Origin of the sequence: Rhodococcus sp. WY5, from assembly GCF_018588185.1 — a bacterium.
In the GTDB taxonomy this organism is placed as follows: domain Bacteria; phylum Actinomycetota; class Actinomycetes; order Mycobacteriales; family Mycobacteriaceae; genus Rhodococcus_F; species Rhodococcus_F qingshengii.
This window is the reverse complement of the sequence record NZ_JAAMPR010000001.1, coordinates 48119-64300: the sequence shown is the minus strand read 5'-3', so window position 1 is coordinate 64300 and position 16182 is coordinate 48119. Positions and strand designations below refer to the sequence as shown.

Here is a 16182-nt window from a genome sequence, read left to right as displayed (position 1 = left end):
GGTGTCAATCTGGTTCTGCGTCAATCAGGTTCTGCGGTAACGAACTTGAGGGCGCCCAGCGCGCCCGTACTCGGTCTCCCGGGTGAGCATGCCGTCGTCTGCCAGCTTTTCCAGGTAGCGCCAGGCTGTCACCCGGGACACGCCGACCGATGCTGCCACCTCTGCAGCGGTCACGGGTCCCTCAGAATCCCGGACAGACGCTGCGACGAGTCCGAGTGTTTGAGACGCAAAGCCTTTCGGTGCCGCTGCTCGATCGTCGGACGTTCGTAGCGCAGACATCGCGCGGTCGATGTCGTGTTGACTGACCGCAGACTCTCCAGCGGGAAGCGCTGCACGATATTCGAGGTAGCGCTCGAGCTTGTCGCGGAATGCTGCGAAAGTGAACGGCTTGAGAAGATAGAGGACGATCCCGCGAGCCACGGCGCTTCGGACCACCTCCAGATCGCGCGCCGAGGTAACCGCGATGATGTCCGGACTGGGCCGCAAACCGCCCAGGGCGGAAGCCACGTCGAGACCGCTGGCGTCGGGCAACCCGATGTCGAGCAGGACCAGGTCGATGGGCTGGTCGGTGGCGTTGGCCGCCGTAACTGCACGCACGGCGGCGTTCCCGGAATGAACCACGCCGTGGACCACGAATTCCGGCACACGCTCGACGTACGAACGGTGCGCCTGGGCGATCAACGGTTCGTCGTCGACTATCAGCACACGGATCATCGCGGTGCTTCCACCTCGCGCAGCGGGATACGGACAACCAGCATGGAGCCCATCGCCGGCTCGCTGGTGAGCGTGCCGCCGTGCCGTTTCACAACTTGAGAGACCAGTGCGAGACCGAGTCCGCGAGAGCCGGATTTTGTGGAGTAGCCACGGCCCTTGGCCTTTTCGAGTGCTTCGGGTGTCATTCCCGGGCCGCTGTCGGCGACGGCAACAACCATCATCGAATCCTCTTCCATTACCGTCACTTCCACCCACGGAGACTCGCTCGCGCGCGATGCGTCAATAGCATTGTCCACGAGATTGCCGACCAGCGTGACCAACTCGCGTGCATTGAGCGAAGGAACCGGACCGAGCGCGGTGTCTTCGGTGATGGTCAGGTCGACCCCGCGTTCGGCCGCTTCACTCATTTTCCCGAGCAGCAGTGCGGCGAGCGCCGGCTCGTGGACCGCATTCATCAGACGATCTATCAACTGTTGGGACACTCGCAATTCATTGGTGGCGAAGGCCACTGCGTCTTCGTTCCGGCCCAACTCGACCATCGTGATGATCGTGTGCAGACGATTTGCACTCTCGTGGGCTTGCGATCGAAGCGACTCGGCAAAACTGCGTACCGAATCCAATTCCCCGAGTACGTTCTGCAATTCGGTGTGATCGCGAATTGTCAGCACGGTGCCAATTCTGTTGCCCTCCCACTCAACCGGGTGTTGGTTGACCACCAGCACACGCTTGTCGGTGAGGTGCACTTGATCCTTCGCGGGAGAGGCGTCGTCGACTCGCATGGTCTCGGGGATGGACGAAAGTGGCACGGGCCCGTCCGGTAGATCGAGGAGGCGACGCGCTTCGTCGTTGACGATATCCACTCGCGCATCTCTGCTTCGGCCTCGCCCGATCACCACCAGACCCTCACCGATGCTGTGCAGGACGGCGTCGTGGTGTTCGTACATGGTGCGCAGTTCATCCGGCGCCATCCCCAGGGTCTGTCGCCGGATACGCCGACTCACCAGAAGTGAACTCAGGAGGGCGGCAAGAAGACCGCCGCCGGCAACGAACAGGATGACCGGAACACTTTGGGCGAACTGCTTGGTGATCTGCTCGCGGGTGACACCGGCAGAAACCAGACCGACCAAGGTTCCGCCGGAATCGTAGACAGGAGTGACTGCGCGGATCGACGGCCCCAGCGACCCGGCGTACGTCTCTGTGAAGGTCACGCCGGCAAGTGCGCGGTCGATGTTCCCGGTGAAGAGTTGACCGATCAGCTCCGGGCTCGTGTGGGTGAACCGAGTGCGATCAGGCGCCATCACCACGATGAAATCGACGCCGGTTGCCTGTCGGATCTTCTCGGTCTGTGGTTGCAGAATCGCGGTCGGGTCCGGACTCGTCAGGGCTGCCGCCGTCGAATCCGACAGGGCGAGAGTCTGCGCTATCGAGCTCACCTGCCTGCGGATCGCGTCGTCGCTGTCTCGGCGTTCGTCGACAACTGCGAGCGCGGCCCCCACACCGATGACCAGCGCCAACAACGCCAATTGCAGGAGCAGGATCTGCCTGGCGACGCTCATACGTCGGCCGGTCTTTCGTTCGACCATCGAGCGCCTCCTGAACGTAATGAACACAAACTTCCGGGCCCACCTGTTTGCAACAAGAATTCTCCACGACTCGAAGTGATCCCGATCACTTCACAGATATCCGATCCAAAGGACACCCCATGAGCAGCACGGCAACAGGGACAGTAGACGGTTCCCCACAGCCCGAGGGCACCAAGGCAAAGCGCGACAAGACGCATTGGCTCTACATGAGCGTCATCGTCGCGGTCATCGGAGGCATCCTCGTCGGTTGGCTCGCACCCGAGTTCGGTAAGTCCGTCGGTGTACTCGGCACGTTGTTCGTCAGCCTGATCAAGATGATGATCAGCCCGGTCATCTTCTGCACCATCGTGCTCGGCATCGGCTCGGTTCGAGCGGCGGCCAAGGTCGGCAAGGTCGGCGGCCTCGCACTCGCCTACTTCATCGGGATGTCCACCATCGCACTCGCGATCGGCCTGGGCGTCGGCAACCTGCTCAACCCGGGCAGTGGCCTGAACATCACGCCCAATGCGGCCTCCGTGGCCAAGCTTGCAGATCAGGCCCACAGCGCGGGCGGTACCTGGGACTTCATCGCGTCCATCATTCCGACGTCGATGCTGTCCTCCCTCACAGCCGGCAGCGTGCTGCAGACTCTGTTCGTCGCCCTTCTGGTCGGCTTCGCGATCCAGTCGCTCGGCAAGTCGGGTGAACCGATCCTCAAGGCCGTCGGATACATCCAGAAGCTCGTGTTCAAGATCCTGACGATGATCCTCTGGCTCGCCCCGATCGGTGCTTTCGGTGCCATCGCCAGCGTCGTCGGCCAGACCGGTTTGAACGCCGTCGTCCAGCTCGGCACGCTGATGATCGGCTTCTACCTGACCTGCCTGATCTTCGTCTTCGGTGTTCTCGGAACGCTGCTGCGCGCGGTCACCGGATTCAACATCTTCAAGCTGGTCAAGTACTTGGCCCGTGAGTACCTGCTCATCTTCGCCACGTCGTCCTCCGAATCGGCACTGCCGCGTCTGATCGCCAAGATGGAGCACGTAGGCGTCGAGCGCACCACGGTGGGCATCGTCGTTCCCACGGGCTACTCGTTCAATCTCGACGGCACCGCGATCTACCTGACCATGGCCTCGATCTTCATCGCCGACGCCATGGGACAGCCACTCGGTTTCGGTGAACAGCTCTCGCTGCTGGTGTTCATGATCATCGCCTCCAAGGGCGCTGCCGGAGTCAGCGGCGCCGGTCTGGCCACGCTGGCAGGCGGACTGCAGAGCCATCGCCCCGAGCTTCTCGACGGCGTCGGACTCATCGTCGGAATCGACCGCTTCATGTCGGAAGCGCGAGCGATCACCAACTTCTCGGGCAATGCGGTTGCGACTCTCCTGGTCGGCGCCTGGACCAAGACGATCGACAAGGAACGCGTCGTCGAGGTACTCGACGGGAAGATTCCGTTCAACGAAGCCACGATGCTCGACGACGAGGACGAAGAAGAGCAGCACAAGCTCGAAACGGCTCCGACCGGCACCAAACAGTCGTTCGTGAGCCATCACTAGAAACGTCCGCTCTGCTGAACGTTTGACTGCGCTGCAGGCGCGGAACCCGATCTACGATCAGTGATCCTGGTCGTAACGATGAAAGAGACCGCCGCACCAACCGTGCGACGGTCTTTTTCTGTTCGTGGCTAGGTGTACCAGGTCGGTTCGGGAATCTCGCCGGTCAGAAAACGACTACCGACTTCACGGCGTTTGTACGCGAGCGGATCGTGAAGGGTATGCGTCCGGATGTTGCGCCAGTAGATGTCCAGGCCGACGTCGTTGGACGTGGCTCGGGCACCGGTCAGCTCGAAGATCTTGTTGCTGATCTCCAAGGAGACGTCGGCGGCGCGAAGTTTTGCGGCCGCGATGCGTACGGCGAGGTCGCCGCGAGCCTGCTCGGTGAGGTTTTCGCGAGCGTCGTGGAGCACGGCGTCGGCCTCACGGCTGACCTGATCCACGAAGGCCTCCGCTGCCCACAGCTTGGATTGCAAGTCGCCGTAGCCCTCACGGAGGTACCACTCGTCGGTTGCGATTTCGCGGTTGTCACCGCCGTACGGCCATGGACGCGTACGGGTTCGGGTGTACTCGGCGGCAGTGTCCAGTGCGCCACGAGCGATCCCGAGGTAGAAGTTGGCGAACACGATCTCGATCGCCGGGAAGTTCAGGGTGTTGTAGACCAGAGGTTGGAATTCCTTGTCGACAAAGCCTGCCGCACTTGCCCAGTCGACCTCGACGTCGTTGATCTCGACACTGCCGGAATCGGTGAGGCGCTGCCCGAGATTGTCCCAATCACCGCGGAAGACTATGCCGTCCTGAGCAGTCGGCACGATTGCGAACACATGCGTCGCAGTTCCGTCGATGATTCCTTCGAGCACCGTGAGGTCGGTGACTCGGCCGCCGGTGGAAAACGACTTCACACCGTTGAACACCAGGGTGTCTCCGCGGTCCGCGACGGTGAGGTCGGTGTCTCGAGGGTTGACCGCGCCGCCGAAGAAGAATCGGTTGCTCGTGTACAGCTCCTCGACAGCGGAGATCTGCGGATCGGTTCCGACCAATCTGGCTGCCCATGCCCACAGGTAGTGGTATCCGAGCAGTTGTCCGATGGAGCCGTCGGCGCGGGCGATCTCCCGAACCACCTTGTAGGCGGTCTCCCATCGCTGCCCGCCGCCGCCGAACTCGACCGGGCCCAGGAGCGTCACAAGACCACTGTCCTTGAGCAGCTGAACTTCTCGGAACGGTGGTTCGCCGGCTCGGTCGCGGGCGAGTGCGTCGGCGGCAATGATGTTGCTCACCTCGCGAGCCCGGTCGATCCAGCCCTCGGATGTTTCGGGAACGCCGACGAAGACTTCGGTTTCACTGGTCACGGTCATGCCTGTTCATCCTTTTCGGTCGGTGCGGTCCCGATGGCCCACACGTAAATCGGTTCGGTTCTGTTGATTTCGTAGTCGCCGACAACTTTGGATTTGAAGACGACCGGATTGTGGCTGGCGACGGTGCGGGCGTTGCGCCAGAATCGATCGAGATCGAGGTCGCGGCTGACTCCGGAAGCACCGAGTGCGTCGAAGATCTTGGCCGTGGCCGGCACGACGAGTCCGATCGAGGCGACTTGCCCTCGCCCCGAATCGATTTCGGCTGCGATGTTGGCGGCTTTCTCTTCCTCCGGCGAGCCGGAGAATGCGGCTTCGTAAGCCCATTGGGACGACTGTGCTGCGTGCAGTGCAACGGCCTCGGCTGCAAAGGCAGCAGAGGACACCTCGCCGACAACTTGCTGGATCTGCGAATCCTGCGCGTATCTCGGAGCGTTGCCGTGACTGAAGGTTCGAGTACGAGAGGCAACTCGACGAGAGATCTCGATCGTCGCAGCCTTGGCGATGCCGGCGAGAGTGGCGAGGTGGAACAATTGGTAGAACGCGGTCTGGTATTTGAATCGCGTCGAGAAGTCGAAGATGTTCTCCGGCTGTACAATTGCGTCCTCGTAGACGGATGAACCGGAGCCAGTCGTCTGCTGACCGAACCCGTTCCAATCGTCACTGTGTGTGACACCGGGTTGTCTCGCCTCGACCGCCGCGATCACGAATGCGCCGGTGTCGGTGCGCTGCGAGTACAGGTCGATCCAGTCGGCGAAGATGGAACCCGTGCTGTAGAACTTTGCCCCGTTCGCCAGGAAATGGTCGGCATCGGGTGCGGGCGAGACCTTGGTGTTGGCTTCGCCCAATGCAACGTCGCCGATTTCGGTCCATGCGTTGCCGACCAACTGTCCCTCCGCGAAGCGTCGGAGCCAGATGTCACGCTCCGGGCCGGGGTCGGCGACCAGTCGGTCTTCGACAAACGCGAAATGTCCGCGCAGGGCCTGGGTGATATTGGAATCGGCGCTCGACAGCTCGACTAGTAAGCGGATCAATTGCGGGATGCTCGCACCCGATCCACCGTGTGTTGTCGGCACCCGAACGGCGCCGAAGCCTGCATTCTTGAGCGCGTCGATCTGTTGGAAGGGAAGCACGTGATCGCGTTCGCGTTCGACGACGCCTTGTGCGATGTCCGCGAAGATCGGACGGAATTTCTCTGCCAGTGTTTCGTAGTCGACCTCACTTTTGATCGGATCAGCAGACCGGGGTACGGCATTCGGCGTCAGTGCGGTGGTCATGGGAAGAATGCAAGCTGTAAACACCAGGGGCGTCGATCCTTCATCGCGACCTGATTCGAAGTGTTGTCAGTCAGCGCAAATCTCGGTTCGATGGCCTGCCGGGCACTCTTGTCGAAATCGAGTGGTCAGTGGGGTTGCTCGCGAACGTGCTCGACGGTCCATCCGCTCCATTCGACGGTCCCTCCGGCACCACAATCATGTCGGAACGGCAGCCCTGGAGGACCGGAGCGAACGACGACGCGAAAGTCTCTCCCCTCCAACCGAAGATCGACAGTCGTGTGTTCTCCGTCCATACTCTCGCTGATGCTCTCGAGTGCGTCCGTGGCGACGATGTCGGTGGCGCGTCGGACAGCATGTTCGGCTGCCTGAGCGGCCTGTGACAGTGCCGCCCGGCCGCGCAGGTGCAGCAGCTCCAATTCTCCGGCTAGGTATTTCTCGGCAGCATCGATTGCGGAGTTGCCGTCCAGTCGGCTGAAATAGACTGCGGCAGGCCACGCAATCATGTTGGCCGCGAAACGATCTCCGCCGATGTGACTGCATTCCCACACATCTGCGATCTGTGCCGCGTTCAGCGCCGAAACGACCGGGCGGCCGAGTTCCGCGCAGCACGCATCCTTCTTTCCATGCGTGCAGACTGCGAAGAGTGGTTCCGTGCGGGAGCGGCCGAAGTCGGGTTCCGCACCGGTGGCCATCGATTCGAACGGCAGTACCGACAGGTCCTCGTATCGGTCGACCGCCCCTTCCCGCATCCATTGGCGTGTGCCGTCCGTCCAGGCGAGTACACACGTCGGGGTGAGCACCCGGCGGTTGCGGGTCCGCCGGATCACCACGACACGGATACGGCCCTGCGCTGCGTAGATCTTTTCGGTGAGCGCGACGGGGAGAATGTCGTCAGGGGCGGACGCCGGCCAGGGGCCGGGATGCTCGATCAATACCCACAGATGTGTCATTCCGGCGCGACCGACCATAGGTTCGCCGGCGGTCGACGACTGCCGTGTACAGGCGTGAGGGCGTCGACTGGTTTGCGGATTGGCGACAAATTCCGAAAGGCACTGCATAGATCCTTTCCCCAGGACACCGTCGCTGTGGCAGGGGAGGGAAGACATGATGAGGCTCCAGTCTCGTAGGTTAGGCTCACCAGACTATTGGATGGTGAATCCTTTGCTCAGCCGCGGTGAATGCACGTGGCTGTGACGGTCGGAAGCAGTCGGTAACAGGAGTTTGTGAATGAAACGCAGTAACTCGCGGACGAAGTACATGCTGGGTGGTTTTGTCCTCGCCGCCATAGTGGCAACGACAACGGCGTGTGGCAGTGACGACAAGACGGATACCGGCAGTCAGTCTGCCGACACCGTGCACGCGGTCACCCACGCCCGTGGAACTACCGACGTACCGACGGATCCGCAGCGAGTTGTCGTGCTCGAGCCGGTTCAGCTCGACACGTCGGTAGCGCTGGGCGTGATTCCCGTGGGCACCGCGGTACTCAGCGAGACGACCGGCGTTCCGGCGTACCTCGGTGAGAAGGCGGCGGAGATCGAGATGGTCGGAACCGTCGCGGCACCGAACCTCGAGAAGATCGTCGCACTGAGCCCGGACCTGATCATCGGAACGGAATCGCGGCACGGTGATCTGTACGAGCAGCTCGCTGCCATCGCACCGACCGTCTACATGGCAACTCAGACCGATCCGTGGCAGGACAACGTCCAGTTCGTCGCAGAGGCGTTGAACAAGACCGATCAGGCAGGTGAACTGCTCGGTGACTACACGGCACGCTGCGAGGAAGTGGCGAGCAAGCACAGCACCGAGGGCAAGACCGCTCAGCTGATCCGCCCACGCGACGACGTTCTGACGCTGTACGGACCCACGTCGTTTGCCGGAAGCACTCTCGAATGTGCTGGACTCACGATTCCCGCACGCGACTGGGAGAACTCGATCTCGGTCGACCTCTCCCCGGAATTCGTCTCCGGAGCCAACGCCGACCTCATCCTGGTCACCTCCGCGAAACCGGCCGATGCCGGCACGATGCCGAAGGCCGTGGCCGACAACGCTGGATTCTTCCCGAACCCGCATCTGGTGGACATGTCCTACTGGATCACCGGCGTCGGACCGCTCGGCGGCCTCACCGTTCTGGACGACCTCGATCGCATTCTCGGAGCGTCGAATTAGCAGTGCGCGAAGGAGCAGTGCGTGAGAGAGTCGCTAAGTTGGAGCCTATGACAACTCCAGTACAGAACATCGCGATCAACACCCTCGGTGGCGTGCCTACCTATTTGGGTGAATACGACGGCCGCGCCGTCCTCGTGGTCAACGTCGCGTCCAAGTGTGGACTGACCCCGCAGTACTCGGCGCTCGAGAAGCTGGCCAGCGAGTACGCCGATCGCGGTCTGACCGTGATCGGTATCCCGTGCAACCAGTTCATGGGGCAGGAACCGGGTACCGCCGAAGAGATCGAGACGTTCTGCTCCACTACCTACGGCGTCACGTTCCCGCTTCTCGAGAAGATCGAGGTGAACGGCGAAAACCAGCATCCGCTGTACGCCGAGCTCACCAAGGCGGCCGACGCCGAAGGCGCTGCGGGAGACATTCAGTGGAACTTCGAGAAGTTCCTGATCGGACCGGACGGCACCGTCGTCAACCGCTTCCGTCCGCGGACCGAGCCTGACGCACCCGAGGTTGTCGCCGCGATCGAAGCTGCGCTTCCCAAGAACTAGAGGTTTCCAAGAACCAGTAGGTGCGCTGAAAACTGCCGCCGGATGATCATCCGGCGGCAGTGTGCTGTTCACCCACAGCTGCCACTATCGGAGTATGTCCGCAGAACTGATCGTGTCGGTATCCGGAATCAGAGACGAGACATGTTATCTCGCTGCCGGATTCGCAGACGAGATGGACACTCGAGGTGTCCGCTTGTCGCTCCTGGTGGCGCCGCGACTGAAGGACAAATACCGACTGGCCGACGACGCGGTGACGACGGCTTGGCTGCGTGAGCGTCGCGAGCACGGCGATGCCATCGTTCTGCACGGCTACGACCAGGCCGCGACCAAGCGTCGCCGAGCCGAGTTCGCCACTCTGTCGAAGCACGAAGCGAAACTGCGACTACTCGCTGCGGACCGCGTTCTCGAGCATGCAGGCCTTCGGACCCGGGTGTTCGCACCGCCGCGCTGGGTGGCATCGCCCGGTGCCATGTCGGTGTTGCCGGAGACGGGCTTTCGCACGATGGCAGGCCTCGGGGCAGTACATGATCTGACCCGCGGAACCTTGCAACGGGGAAGGGTTTTCGGGATCGGCGAAGGCTTCAAGGCCGAGCCGTGGTGGTGTCGCGCATTGGTTCTCGGAGCCGGGCGTGCCGCCAAACGTGGGGGACTGGTCAGATTGTCGATCACGGCCAAGCAGTTGGGAAACGAGGGCCCACGTCAGGCCGTCCTCGACGCCGTCGACCTTGCCCTCTTCCACGAAGCCGACTCGCAGGTGTATCGGTGGAACTCCCCGTCTCAGGAGCTCGGCGCTGCCTGAATTCGGCAGTTGGCAACTATTTGATAGCTACGAGAACATGTCGTCTGTCCGGGTTGTCCGAGCGGGCAGACTCTTCGCGTTTCTCTACTTCCTTGCTGGTAGTAGTGCAGAGTGGGTCAAAATCGCATAAAACGGACGATCAATTAGAGCGCTGGGTCAGCCAACTCTCCCACTGCTAGAGTGCGTGCAGTTAATCTGCCGCTAGTAGATGGGATTGGGATCTCGCCATGCGCACGAGAGTGTTCTCCAAGTCGGCCGAGGGTCTTGTCGCCGTGGCTGTGGGCGCAGTCGTCTGTGCTGCGTTCGTTCCGGCGCTCGCGTCTGCCGCTCCGACCGGCGCGGTTCACATGCTGCCGACGGGCAGTGTCGACGGCGGGTCGAGCGGATCGAGCGGATCGAGCGATGGCGTCCGCACCGCAACCGTCGACGATGAAGGTGAGCAACTCACACTGCGCCTTCACAAGATGAACCTGCGGGGATCCGAGTTCTCGATGGCTGTGCAAGACAGCGACGGAGAGCTGACCGACGCGGTGATCCCGGCGCCCCGTTCGTACATCGGCAGCGTGGAAGGGCGTCCGGACGCAATCGTCTCGGCCATCGTCGACTCCGCCGGAACACTGCGCGGGCAGGTGATTTTCGATCGTGGTGTTTCGATAGAGTTCGTCGGATCCGAGGTGGTCGGTCGCAGCACGGCGCCGATCGACGCAAAACCCAAGTGGCCCACCGCGGCCATTGCGCCGGCCTCGGCCGCAAGGGTCGGCAAGACGGTCAAGCAGTTCGTGGTCGGACTGGACCTCAGTGGCGAGTGGTACTCCGCGCACGGCGCAGGCAGTGCCGCCGTCGCTCTGGATCGGGCCGAGGAATCAATGGCCCGCACCGCTGCCATCTGGATCAGAGACGTCGGGATTCGGCCGGTCCTCGGTCGAGTTGTCCTGCGGGCAGATTCCGCCGGCGATCCGTACTCGAGCAGTTGTGAAAATCTCGAGCAGTTGGAAGATCTGTGGTCCGATCAGGTCGGGTCGAGTGTCGATCAGGCGACCGTCGTGTGCGCATCCGGTGGCGGAAATGCCTACTACTCGAAGTTCGAACTCGACCACAGCTACGCGCATGTCGGTGCCGAGTCCGACGGCAACTTCAGCCGCGTTCTCCGCCACGAGTTGGGCCACAACTTCTATGCCGACGACTACCACGGCGGCGGCGCCGAGGGATCGACCATCATGAACGGTAACGACCTCTCGCGCTTCGACGGCACCGAATTCGCTGCCATCGTCGATGCGGCGGAGGTTGCCTCGGCTCGACTCGACGACGTCGGTCGGTACACGGCAAGCCCGATCCCGCCGTACGCCGCACTCGACACCGCGCGGGTCCGCTCAGGCGGCACAGTCGCCGTCGACGCCGTCGCGAATGATCATGACAGCAACGGAGATTCGATCACAGTGACCGGCGTCGGGGCGACGTCACTTCTCGGTGGCACCGTGAAGCTCGAAAACGGCGAAGTGGTGTTCGAAGCCGGAACGAAGGCAGGCACCGACAGGATTCTCTACACACTCACCGACGCAGCCGGTGGCACGAGCACCGGCTGGATCATCGTCGATGTGAGTGCGTGAGAACCGAATCAGGCGACTTCGACGCTCGACTCCTCGCCGAGAACTCGGAACTCGGTGCCGTCGGCAGCCATTTCCGAGTAGCGACCGTAGAAGATGCCTGCGGCCTCGTCGCGGATGATCGCTTGATGAATGGGAACCGCAACGCGCGGCGCCACCGCGCGGAGGTAGTCGATGGCCTCCGAGATCTTGAGCCACGGTGCGGCGGCGGGGAGGGCGAGAACGTCGACCTTCTGTTCGGGGACGTAGAGGGAATCGCCGGGATGCATGAACCGTGCCGGGTTGGTGGCGTCACCGAGGAGGAACGCGGTGTTGTCGATCATCGGTAGGTCCGGATGGATGATTGCGTGCTCTCCGCCCGTTCCGGTCACCTCGACGTCGCCGATGCTGAACCGGTCGCCCGGCCGGACGCCGGTCCAGCGCCCACCGAGCTTTTCAGCCGTCTGCGGATCGCTGTAGAGCACGGCGTCAGGATTCGCTTCGGCCAGTTCGGGCAGCCGCGCCGGGTCTGCGTGATCGGGGTGTTGATGTGTCACGAGGATGGCGTCGAGACCGGTGATGCCTTCGAATCCGTGCGAGAAGTTGCCGGGATCGAAGAGGATCTTCGAGCCGTTCAACTCCACGAGCACACAGGAATGGCCAAAATGTGTCAGTCGCATGATTTCGAGTATGCGCCGCCCCGAAGGGACTCGCAGGCGGGTTTCACAGGTGGTGGCCGTCACGCCCCGATCACTCGATGCGAACCATCTCGGGTCCGCCCGGTAAACTGGCCATCACCCGAGCGTTTCACTCCGGGTTCGCGCACTAGTACCGAGGAGCAGCACGTGGCCCGTGTCGTCGTCGAAGTCATGCCCAAGGCCGAGATTCTCGACCCCCAGGGACAGGCAATTGTCGGGGCACTGTCTCGCCTGGGCTTTGCAGGAGTATCCGATGTCCGTCAGGGCAAGCGGTTCGAGTTGGAGATCGACGGCAGTGTCGAAGACGCCGAACTCGAGAAGATCGCCGAAGGCCTGCTGGCCAACACGGTGATCGAGGATTGGACCGTCAGGCGAGTCGAGGCATGAGCGCACGTATCGGAGTAATCACTTTCCCCGGCACGCTCGACGACATCGACGCGGCGCGGGCAGTGAACCTGGCCGGCGGTGAAGCTGTCGAACTCTGGCACGGCGATGCAGACCTCAAGGGTGTCGACGCGGTCATCGTTCCCGGCGGATTCTCGTACGGCGATTACCTTCGTTGCGGCGCGATCGCACGTTTTGCTCCCGCGATGGGCAAGGTTGTGGAAGCAGCCAAGGGCGGCATGCCGGTCCTGGGCATCTGCAACGGTTTCCAGATCCTCTGCGAAGCAGGTTTGCTCCCCGGTGCACTGACCCGTAACCAGGGTCTGCACTTCATCTGCCGCGACGAGTGGTTGACGGTCGAAGCCAACAACACGGCGTGGTCCTCGCGATACGAGGCCGGCGCGCAGATCCTCATCCCCCTCAAGTCGGGTGAAGGTCGCTTCCAGGCGTCCGAGAAGGTTCTCGACGAACTCGAGGGCGAAGGCCGCGTCGTCTTCCGTTACTCGGAGGAGAACCCCAACGGCTCGCAGCGTCGTATCGCCGGCATCTCCTCGGCCAACGGCCGGGTCGTCGGTTTGATGCCGCACCCCGAGCACGCCACCGAGGCTCTCACCGGTCCCAGTGACGACGGATTGGGCTTGTTCTACTCGGCCCTCGACGCGATCGTCACTGCCTGATCGCCTGCTGATTTTCACCACTGAACGCCGACCGGAAATCCGGTCGGCGTTCAGTCGTATGTGGGCCCGGTACCCAGGGCTACTGGCTGTAGGAACTGAGGAAGTTGCCGAGTCGCTCGAGTGCCGTCGAGAGATCGTCGGTGTTGGGGAGAGTCACCAACCGGAAGTGATCGGGTTCGATCCAATTGAACGCGCGACCGTGGCTGACAAGAATCTTCTCCGATTCCAGTAGATCGAGAACGAACCTCTCGTCGTCGACGATGCCGAACTTGTCGACGTCGAGCTTGGGGAACAGGTACAGCGCCCCGTCGGCCTGTTGACAACTGATCCCGTCGATGCTGTTGAGCGTGGTGTGTGCGAGATCGCGCTGGGCCGTCAGCCGACCTTGTGGAAGCAACAGGTCCTCGATGGACTGACGTCCGCCGAGTGCAGTCTGGATAGCGTGCTGCGCCGGCACGTTGGCACACATTCGCATGTTGGCCAGCAATTTGATGCCTTCGATGAAGCTCGACGCCCGCTCGAGTGGTCCGGTGATGGCCAGCCATCCGGCTCGGAATCCGCACACGCGGTAGGCCTTGGACAGTCCCGAATACGTCAGACACAGAACGTCTCGCCCGGTCATCGTCGCAAGGTTTGTCATGGATCGGCCGTCGTAGACGATCTTTTCGTAGATCTCGTCGGCGAAGAGCATCAGATCGTGTTTGCGCGCTAGATCCACGAAGCGTTGCAGCACCTCCGTCGAGTAGACGGCGCCCGTCGGATTGTTGGGATTGATGACGACAATCCCTCGGGTGCGCGGCGTGATCCGAGCTTCCAGATCGTCGAAGTCCGGTGCCCAGCCTTGGCTTTCATCGGTGAGGTAGTGGACGGGCGTGCCGCCGGCAAGTGAAACCGAAGCCGTCCACAAGGGATAGTCGGGAGCGGGAATCAGGATCTCGTCCTCTGGATTGCAGAGGGCCTGCATCGTCAGGGTGATCAGTTCGGACACACCGTTTCCGAGATAGATCTCGTCGACGGTGACGTCGGTGATACCCCGCGTCTGGTAGTACTGGACCACCGCAGTGCGCGCCGAATACAGTCCGCGAGAATCGCAATATCCCTGCGCGGTAGGGAGATTGCGGATCATGGCCATCATGATTTCGTCCGGAGCTTCGAACCCGAAGGGGGCCGGATTGCCGACGTTGAGTCGCAGGATCGTGTGTCCCTGATCCTCGAGTTCTTCGGTCTTGTCGAGAATTCGCCCTCTGATGTCGTACCTGACATTCTCGAGCTTGCGGGCCTGATCGATGGGTGTGTTCACGCGGTTACGTACCTCTCCGGTTCGGGTGGGCGAGTTGTGTTTCAGATGAGAAGGGCGCCTCAGGGTTCGGTCTGGAAACGGACATTGATTCGCGATAGCGCTAGCGGCGAAAGAGGAGTAGCGCTACTATGATTCGACATGTCCAATGATAGCAGTTCGAGGATTGTCGCAGCCTTGCGTGAGTGGATCGCGACGGCTCCTCCAGGCGCGAAGCTTCCGTCCACTCGGTCGCTCGTCAGCCTGCACGGGGCGAGTCCGGTCACCGTGCAGAAGGCGCTGCGAACACTGGTATCTCAGGGGGTTGTGGAGGCTCGTCCCGGTGTGGGGACCTTCGTGCGCGCGGCGCGCGTCGTGCGACCCAACGACTACGGGTGGCAGACAGCGGCGCTTGGATCGCCGAACTATCGTCTGCAGCTGCCCATGGCGCTGCAGTCCACCTCCAACGACGTGATCGCGCTGCATTCCGGCTATCCGGCCCGAGAGCTGTTGCCGGAAGGTCTGGTTCGTGCAGCCTTCACCAGGGCGACGCGAACCGACGCCGTGTTCAATCGGCCCCTCGCTGCCGGGCTTCCGGAACTGCAGTCCTGGTTTGCCTCCGAATTGGGTTCCGCCACTCCTGCCGGGATCACTCCGCCGGGGCCGAACGACGTGGTTGTACTTCCCGGCAGTCAGGGTGGGCTTGCGACGTCCTTTCGCGCGTTGGTGGGGGAGGGGCGTCCGTTGCTCATGGAATCGCCGACCTACTGGGGAGCGATCCTGGCCGCCGCGCAGGCTGGAGTCACGGTCATTCCGATTTCCAGCGGCGCCAACGGTCCTGATCCTGAAGAGCTTTCGCGTGCATTCGAACAGACCGGTGCCCGTGCGTTCTACGCACAACCGAGCTTCGCGAGTCCGACGGGAGCGCTGTGGTCGCCGTCGTTGGCTGACAAGGTTCTCGACACCGTCCGTCGGCACGGCGCATTCCTCATCGAGGACAGTTCGGCGCTCGACTTCGGAATCACCGCAGATCCCAGCCCCATCGCTGCACGAGACGACAGCGGTCACGTCGTCTACCTTCGTGCGCTGACCAAGAGCGTGTCCCCATCGGTGCGAGTTGCCGGATTGATCGCTCGGGGTCCGGCGTACGAGCGGATTCTGGCTGATACACAGGCAGATTCGATGTACGTCAGCGGGATGCTGCAAGCGGTAGCGCTCGACGTCGTGACCCAACCGGCCTGGCGAACGCACTTGCGCAGGCTTCGTCACCAACTCGAGGCCAGACGCGACCTCCTCGTGTCGAGTCTGCGCGAGTACGCGCCGGACGCTCACCTCGACGCCGTACCGAAAGGCGGACTCAACCTCTGGCTTCGGCTCCCGGACACCACGAACGTCGAACGCGTGGTGCAGGACTGCCGGTCGGCCGGCGTCATCGTCGGGGCCGGTGACGATTGGTTCCCGGCAGAACCGACTGGAAAGTTCTTGCGGCTCAACTACGCCGGACCGAACCCGGGTGAGTTCCCCGACGCCGCCCGCATTATCGGCCGAGCAATCACGCAACATATGTAGAACTTCACCTCGCTGGTGGTTGACCTGAAC

15 protein-coding genes are annotated in these 16182 nt (G+C 62.3%); 8 read left to right on the top strand and 7 right to left on the bottom strand.

Translation table 11 applies throughout. From position 1 onward, the window contains the following. Positions 1-24: 24 nt before the first annotated feature. Together G4D79_RS00300 and G4D79_RS00295 are read right to left on the bottom strand one after the other, a co-directional pair. Positions 25-714 carry a response regulator gene (locus G4D79_RS00300; protein WP_003945570.1) on the bottom strand — a complete coding sequence of 230 codons (690 nt, stop codon included), beginning with the start codon at positions 712-714 and terminating at the stop codon, positions 25-27. After that, on the bottom strand, positions 711-2297 hold the full coding sequence (locus G4D79_RS00295; RefSeq protein ID WP_099697004.1) for a sensor histidine kinase: 1587 nt from the start codon (positions 2295-2297) through the stop codon (positions 711-713). Before G4D79_RS00295 ends, G4D79_RS00300 begins: the two co-directional genes overlap by 4 nt. A gap of 119 nt (positions 2298-2416) precedes the next feature. On the opposite strand from G4D79_RS00295, the gene G4D79_RS00290 reads away from it, so the two are divergent. Continuing rightward, complete coding sequence (locus G4D79_RS00290) at positions 2417-3829, top strand: C4-dicarboxylate transporter DctA (RefSeq protein WP_007734438.1); 1413 nt, start codon at positions 2417-2419, stop codon at positions 3827-3829. A 128-nt stretch (positions 3830-3957) separates the two neighbouring features. Here the strand turns inward: G4D79_RS00290 and G4D79_RS00285 are convergent, their stop codons facing one another. From G4D79_RS00285 to G4D79_RS00275, 3 genes are all read right to left on the bottom strand, one after another. Continuing rightward, positions 3958-5181, bottom strand: a complete 1224-nt coding sequence (locus tag G4D79_RS00285) for an acyl-CoA dehydrogenase family protein (protein WP_099697003.1) — start codon at positions 5179-5181, stop codon at positions 3958-3960. Further along, the gene (locus tag G4D79_RS00280) at positions 5178-6455 is read right to left on the bottom strand and encodes an acyl-CoA dehydrogenase family protein (protein ID WP_063314974.1); all 1278 of its coding nucleotides are present in this window, start codon (positions 6453-6455) and stop codon (positions 5178-5180) included. The genes G4D79_RS00285 and G4D79_RS00280 overlap by 4 nt, the downstream gene beginning before the upstream one ends. Positions 6456-6580: 125 nt before the next feature. After that, the gene (locus G4D79_RS00275; RefSeq protein WP_235867738.1) at positions 6581-7405 is read right to left on the bottom strand and encodes a sucrase ferredoxin; all 825 of its coding nucleotides are present in this window, start codon (positions 7403-7405) and stop codon (positions 6581-6583) included. 277 nt (positions 7406-7682) lie between these two features. Between G4D79_RS00275 and G4D79_RS00270 the strand changes: the two genes are divergently transcribed. From G4D79_RS00270 to G4D79_RS00255, 4 genes are all read left to right on the top strand, one after another. Further along, complete coding sequence (locus tag G4D79_RS00270) at positions 7683-8621, top strand: ABC transporter substrate-binding protein (protein WP_042452648.1); 939 nt, start codon at positions 7683-7685, stop codon at positions 8619-8621. A 47-nt stretch (positions 8622-8668) separates the two neighbouring features. Further along, entirely contained in the window at positions 8669-9166 is a 498-nt protein-coding gene (locus tag G4D79_RS00265; protein ID WP_099697001.1) for a glutathione peroxidase, read from the top strand. 94 nt (positions 9167-9260) lie between these two features. After that, positions 9261-9965 (top strand): DUF2334 domain-containing protein, encoded by a 705-nt coding sequence (locus G4D79_RS00260; RefSeq protein ID WP_007734443.1) that lies wholly within the window; start codon positions 9261-9263, stop codon positions 9963-9965. Between the two features lie 227 nt (positions 9966-10192). Next, a complete protein-coding gene (locus G4D79_RS00255; RefSeq protein ID WP_099697000.1) occupies positions 10193-11572 on the top strand; it encodes an Ig-like domain-containing protein in 1380 nt (459 codons plus the stop codon). 8 nt (positions 11573-11580) lie between these two features. On the opposite strand, the gene G4D79_RS00250 is transcribed toward G4D79_RS00255, so the two are convergent. Continuing rightward, positions 11581-12228 (bottom strand): MBL fold metallo-hydrolase, encoded by a 648-nt coding sequence (locus G4D79_RS00250; protein ID WP_042452645.1) that lies wholly within the window; start codon positions 12226-12228, stop codon positions 11581-11583. A 165-nt stretch (positions 12229-12393) separates the two neighbouring features. Here G4D79_RS00250 and purS point away from each other — a divergent pair, with 165 nt between their 5' ends. Then, positions 12394-12633 (top strand): phosphoribosylformylglycinamidine synthase subunit PurS, encoded by a 240-nt coding sequence (purS, locus tag G4D79_RS00245; protein WP_003945817.1) that lies wholly within the window; start codon positions 12394-12396, stop codon positions 12631-12633. Continuing rightward, positions 12630-13307 carry a phosphoribosylformylglycinamidine synthase subunit PurQ gene (purQ, locus tag G4D79_RS00240; protein ID WP_003945887.1) on the top strand — a complete coding sequence of 226 codons (678 nt, stop codon included), beginning with the start codon at positions 12630-12632 and terminating at the stop codon, positions 13305-13307. Before purS ends, purQ begins: the two co-directional genes overlap by 4 nt. 79 nt (positions 13308-13386) lie before the next feature. Here purQ and G4D79_RS00235 read toward each other — a convergent pair whose 3' ends face one another. Beyond that, a complete protein-coding gene (locus tag G4D79_RS00235) occupies positions 13387-14607 on the bottom strand; it encodes a pyridoxal phosphate-dependent aminotransferase (RefSeq protein WP_003945423.1) in 1221 nt (406 codons plus the stop codon). Between the two features lie 138 nt (positions 14608-14745). On the opposite strand from G4D79_RS00235, the gene G4D79_RS00230 reads away from it, so the two are divergent. Next, complete coding sequence (locus tag G4D79_RS00230) at positions 14746-16152, top strand: PLP-dependent aminotransferase family protein (RefSeq protein ID WP_007734449.1); 1407 nt, start codon at positions 14746-14748, stop codon at positions 16150-16152. Positions 16153-16182 lie beyond the last annotated feature (30 nt).

Bases quoted from the DNA above. Each gene is read 5' to 3' on its own strand.
- G4D79_RS00300 (WP_003945570.1), bottom strand. From the start codon at position 714: ATGATCCGTGTGCTGATAGTCGACGACGAACCGTTGATCGCCCAGGCG.
- G4D79_RS00295 (WP_099697004.1), bottom strand. From the start codon at position 2,297: ATGGTCGAACGAAAGACCGGCCGACGTATGAGCGTCGCCAGGCAGATC.
- G4D79_RS00290 (WP_007734438.1), top strand. From the start codon at position 2,417: ATGAGCAGCACGGCAACAGGGACAGTAGACGGTTCCCCACAGCCCGAG.
- G4D79_RS00285 (WP_099697003.1), bottom strand. From the start codon at position 5,181: ATGACCGTGACCAGTGAAACCGAAGTCTTCGTCGGCGTTCCCGAAACA.
- G4D79_RS00280 (WP_063314974.1), bottom strand. From the start codon at position 6,455: ATGACCACCGCACTGACGCCGAATGCCGTACCCCGGTCTGCTGATCCG.
- G4D79_RS00275 (WP_235867738.1), bottom strand. From the start codon at position 7,405: ATGACACATCTGTGGGTATTGATCGAGCATCCCGGCCCCTGGCCGGCG.
- G4D79_RS00270 (WP_042452648.1), top strand. From the start codon at position 7,683: ATGAAACGCAGTAACTCGCGGACGAAGTACATGCTGGGTGGTTTTGTC.
- G4D79_RS00265 (WP_099697001.1), top strand. From the start codon at position 8,669: ATGACAACTCCAGTACAGAACATCGCGATCAACACCCTCGGTGGCGTG.
- G4D79_RS00260 (WP_007734443.1), top strand. From the start codon at position 9,261: ATGTCCGCAGAACTGATCGTGTCGGTATCCGGAATCAGAGACGAGACA.
- G4D79_RS00255 (WP_099697000.1), top strand. From the start codon at position 10,193: ATGCGCACGAGAGTGTTCTCCAAGTCGGCCGAGGGTCTTGTCGCCGTG.
- G4D79_RS00250 (WP_042452645.1), bottom strand. From the start codon at position 12,228: ATGCGACTGACACATTTTGGCCATTCCTGTGTGCTCGTGGAGTTGAAC.
- purQ (WP_003945887.1), top strand. From the start codon at position 12,630: ATGAGCGCACGTATCGGAGTAATCACTTTCCCCGGCACGCTCGACGAC.
- G4D79_RS00230 (WP_007734449.1), top strand. From the start codon at position 14,746: ATGTCCAATGATAGCAGTTCGAGGATTGTCGCAGCCTTGCGTGAGTGG.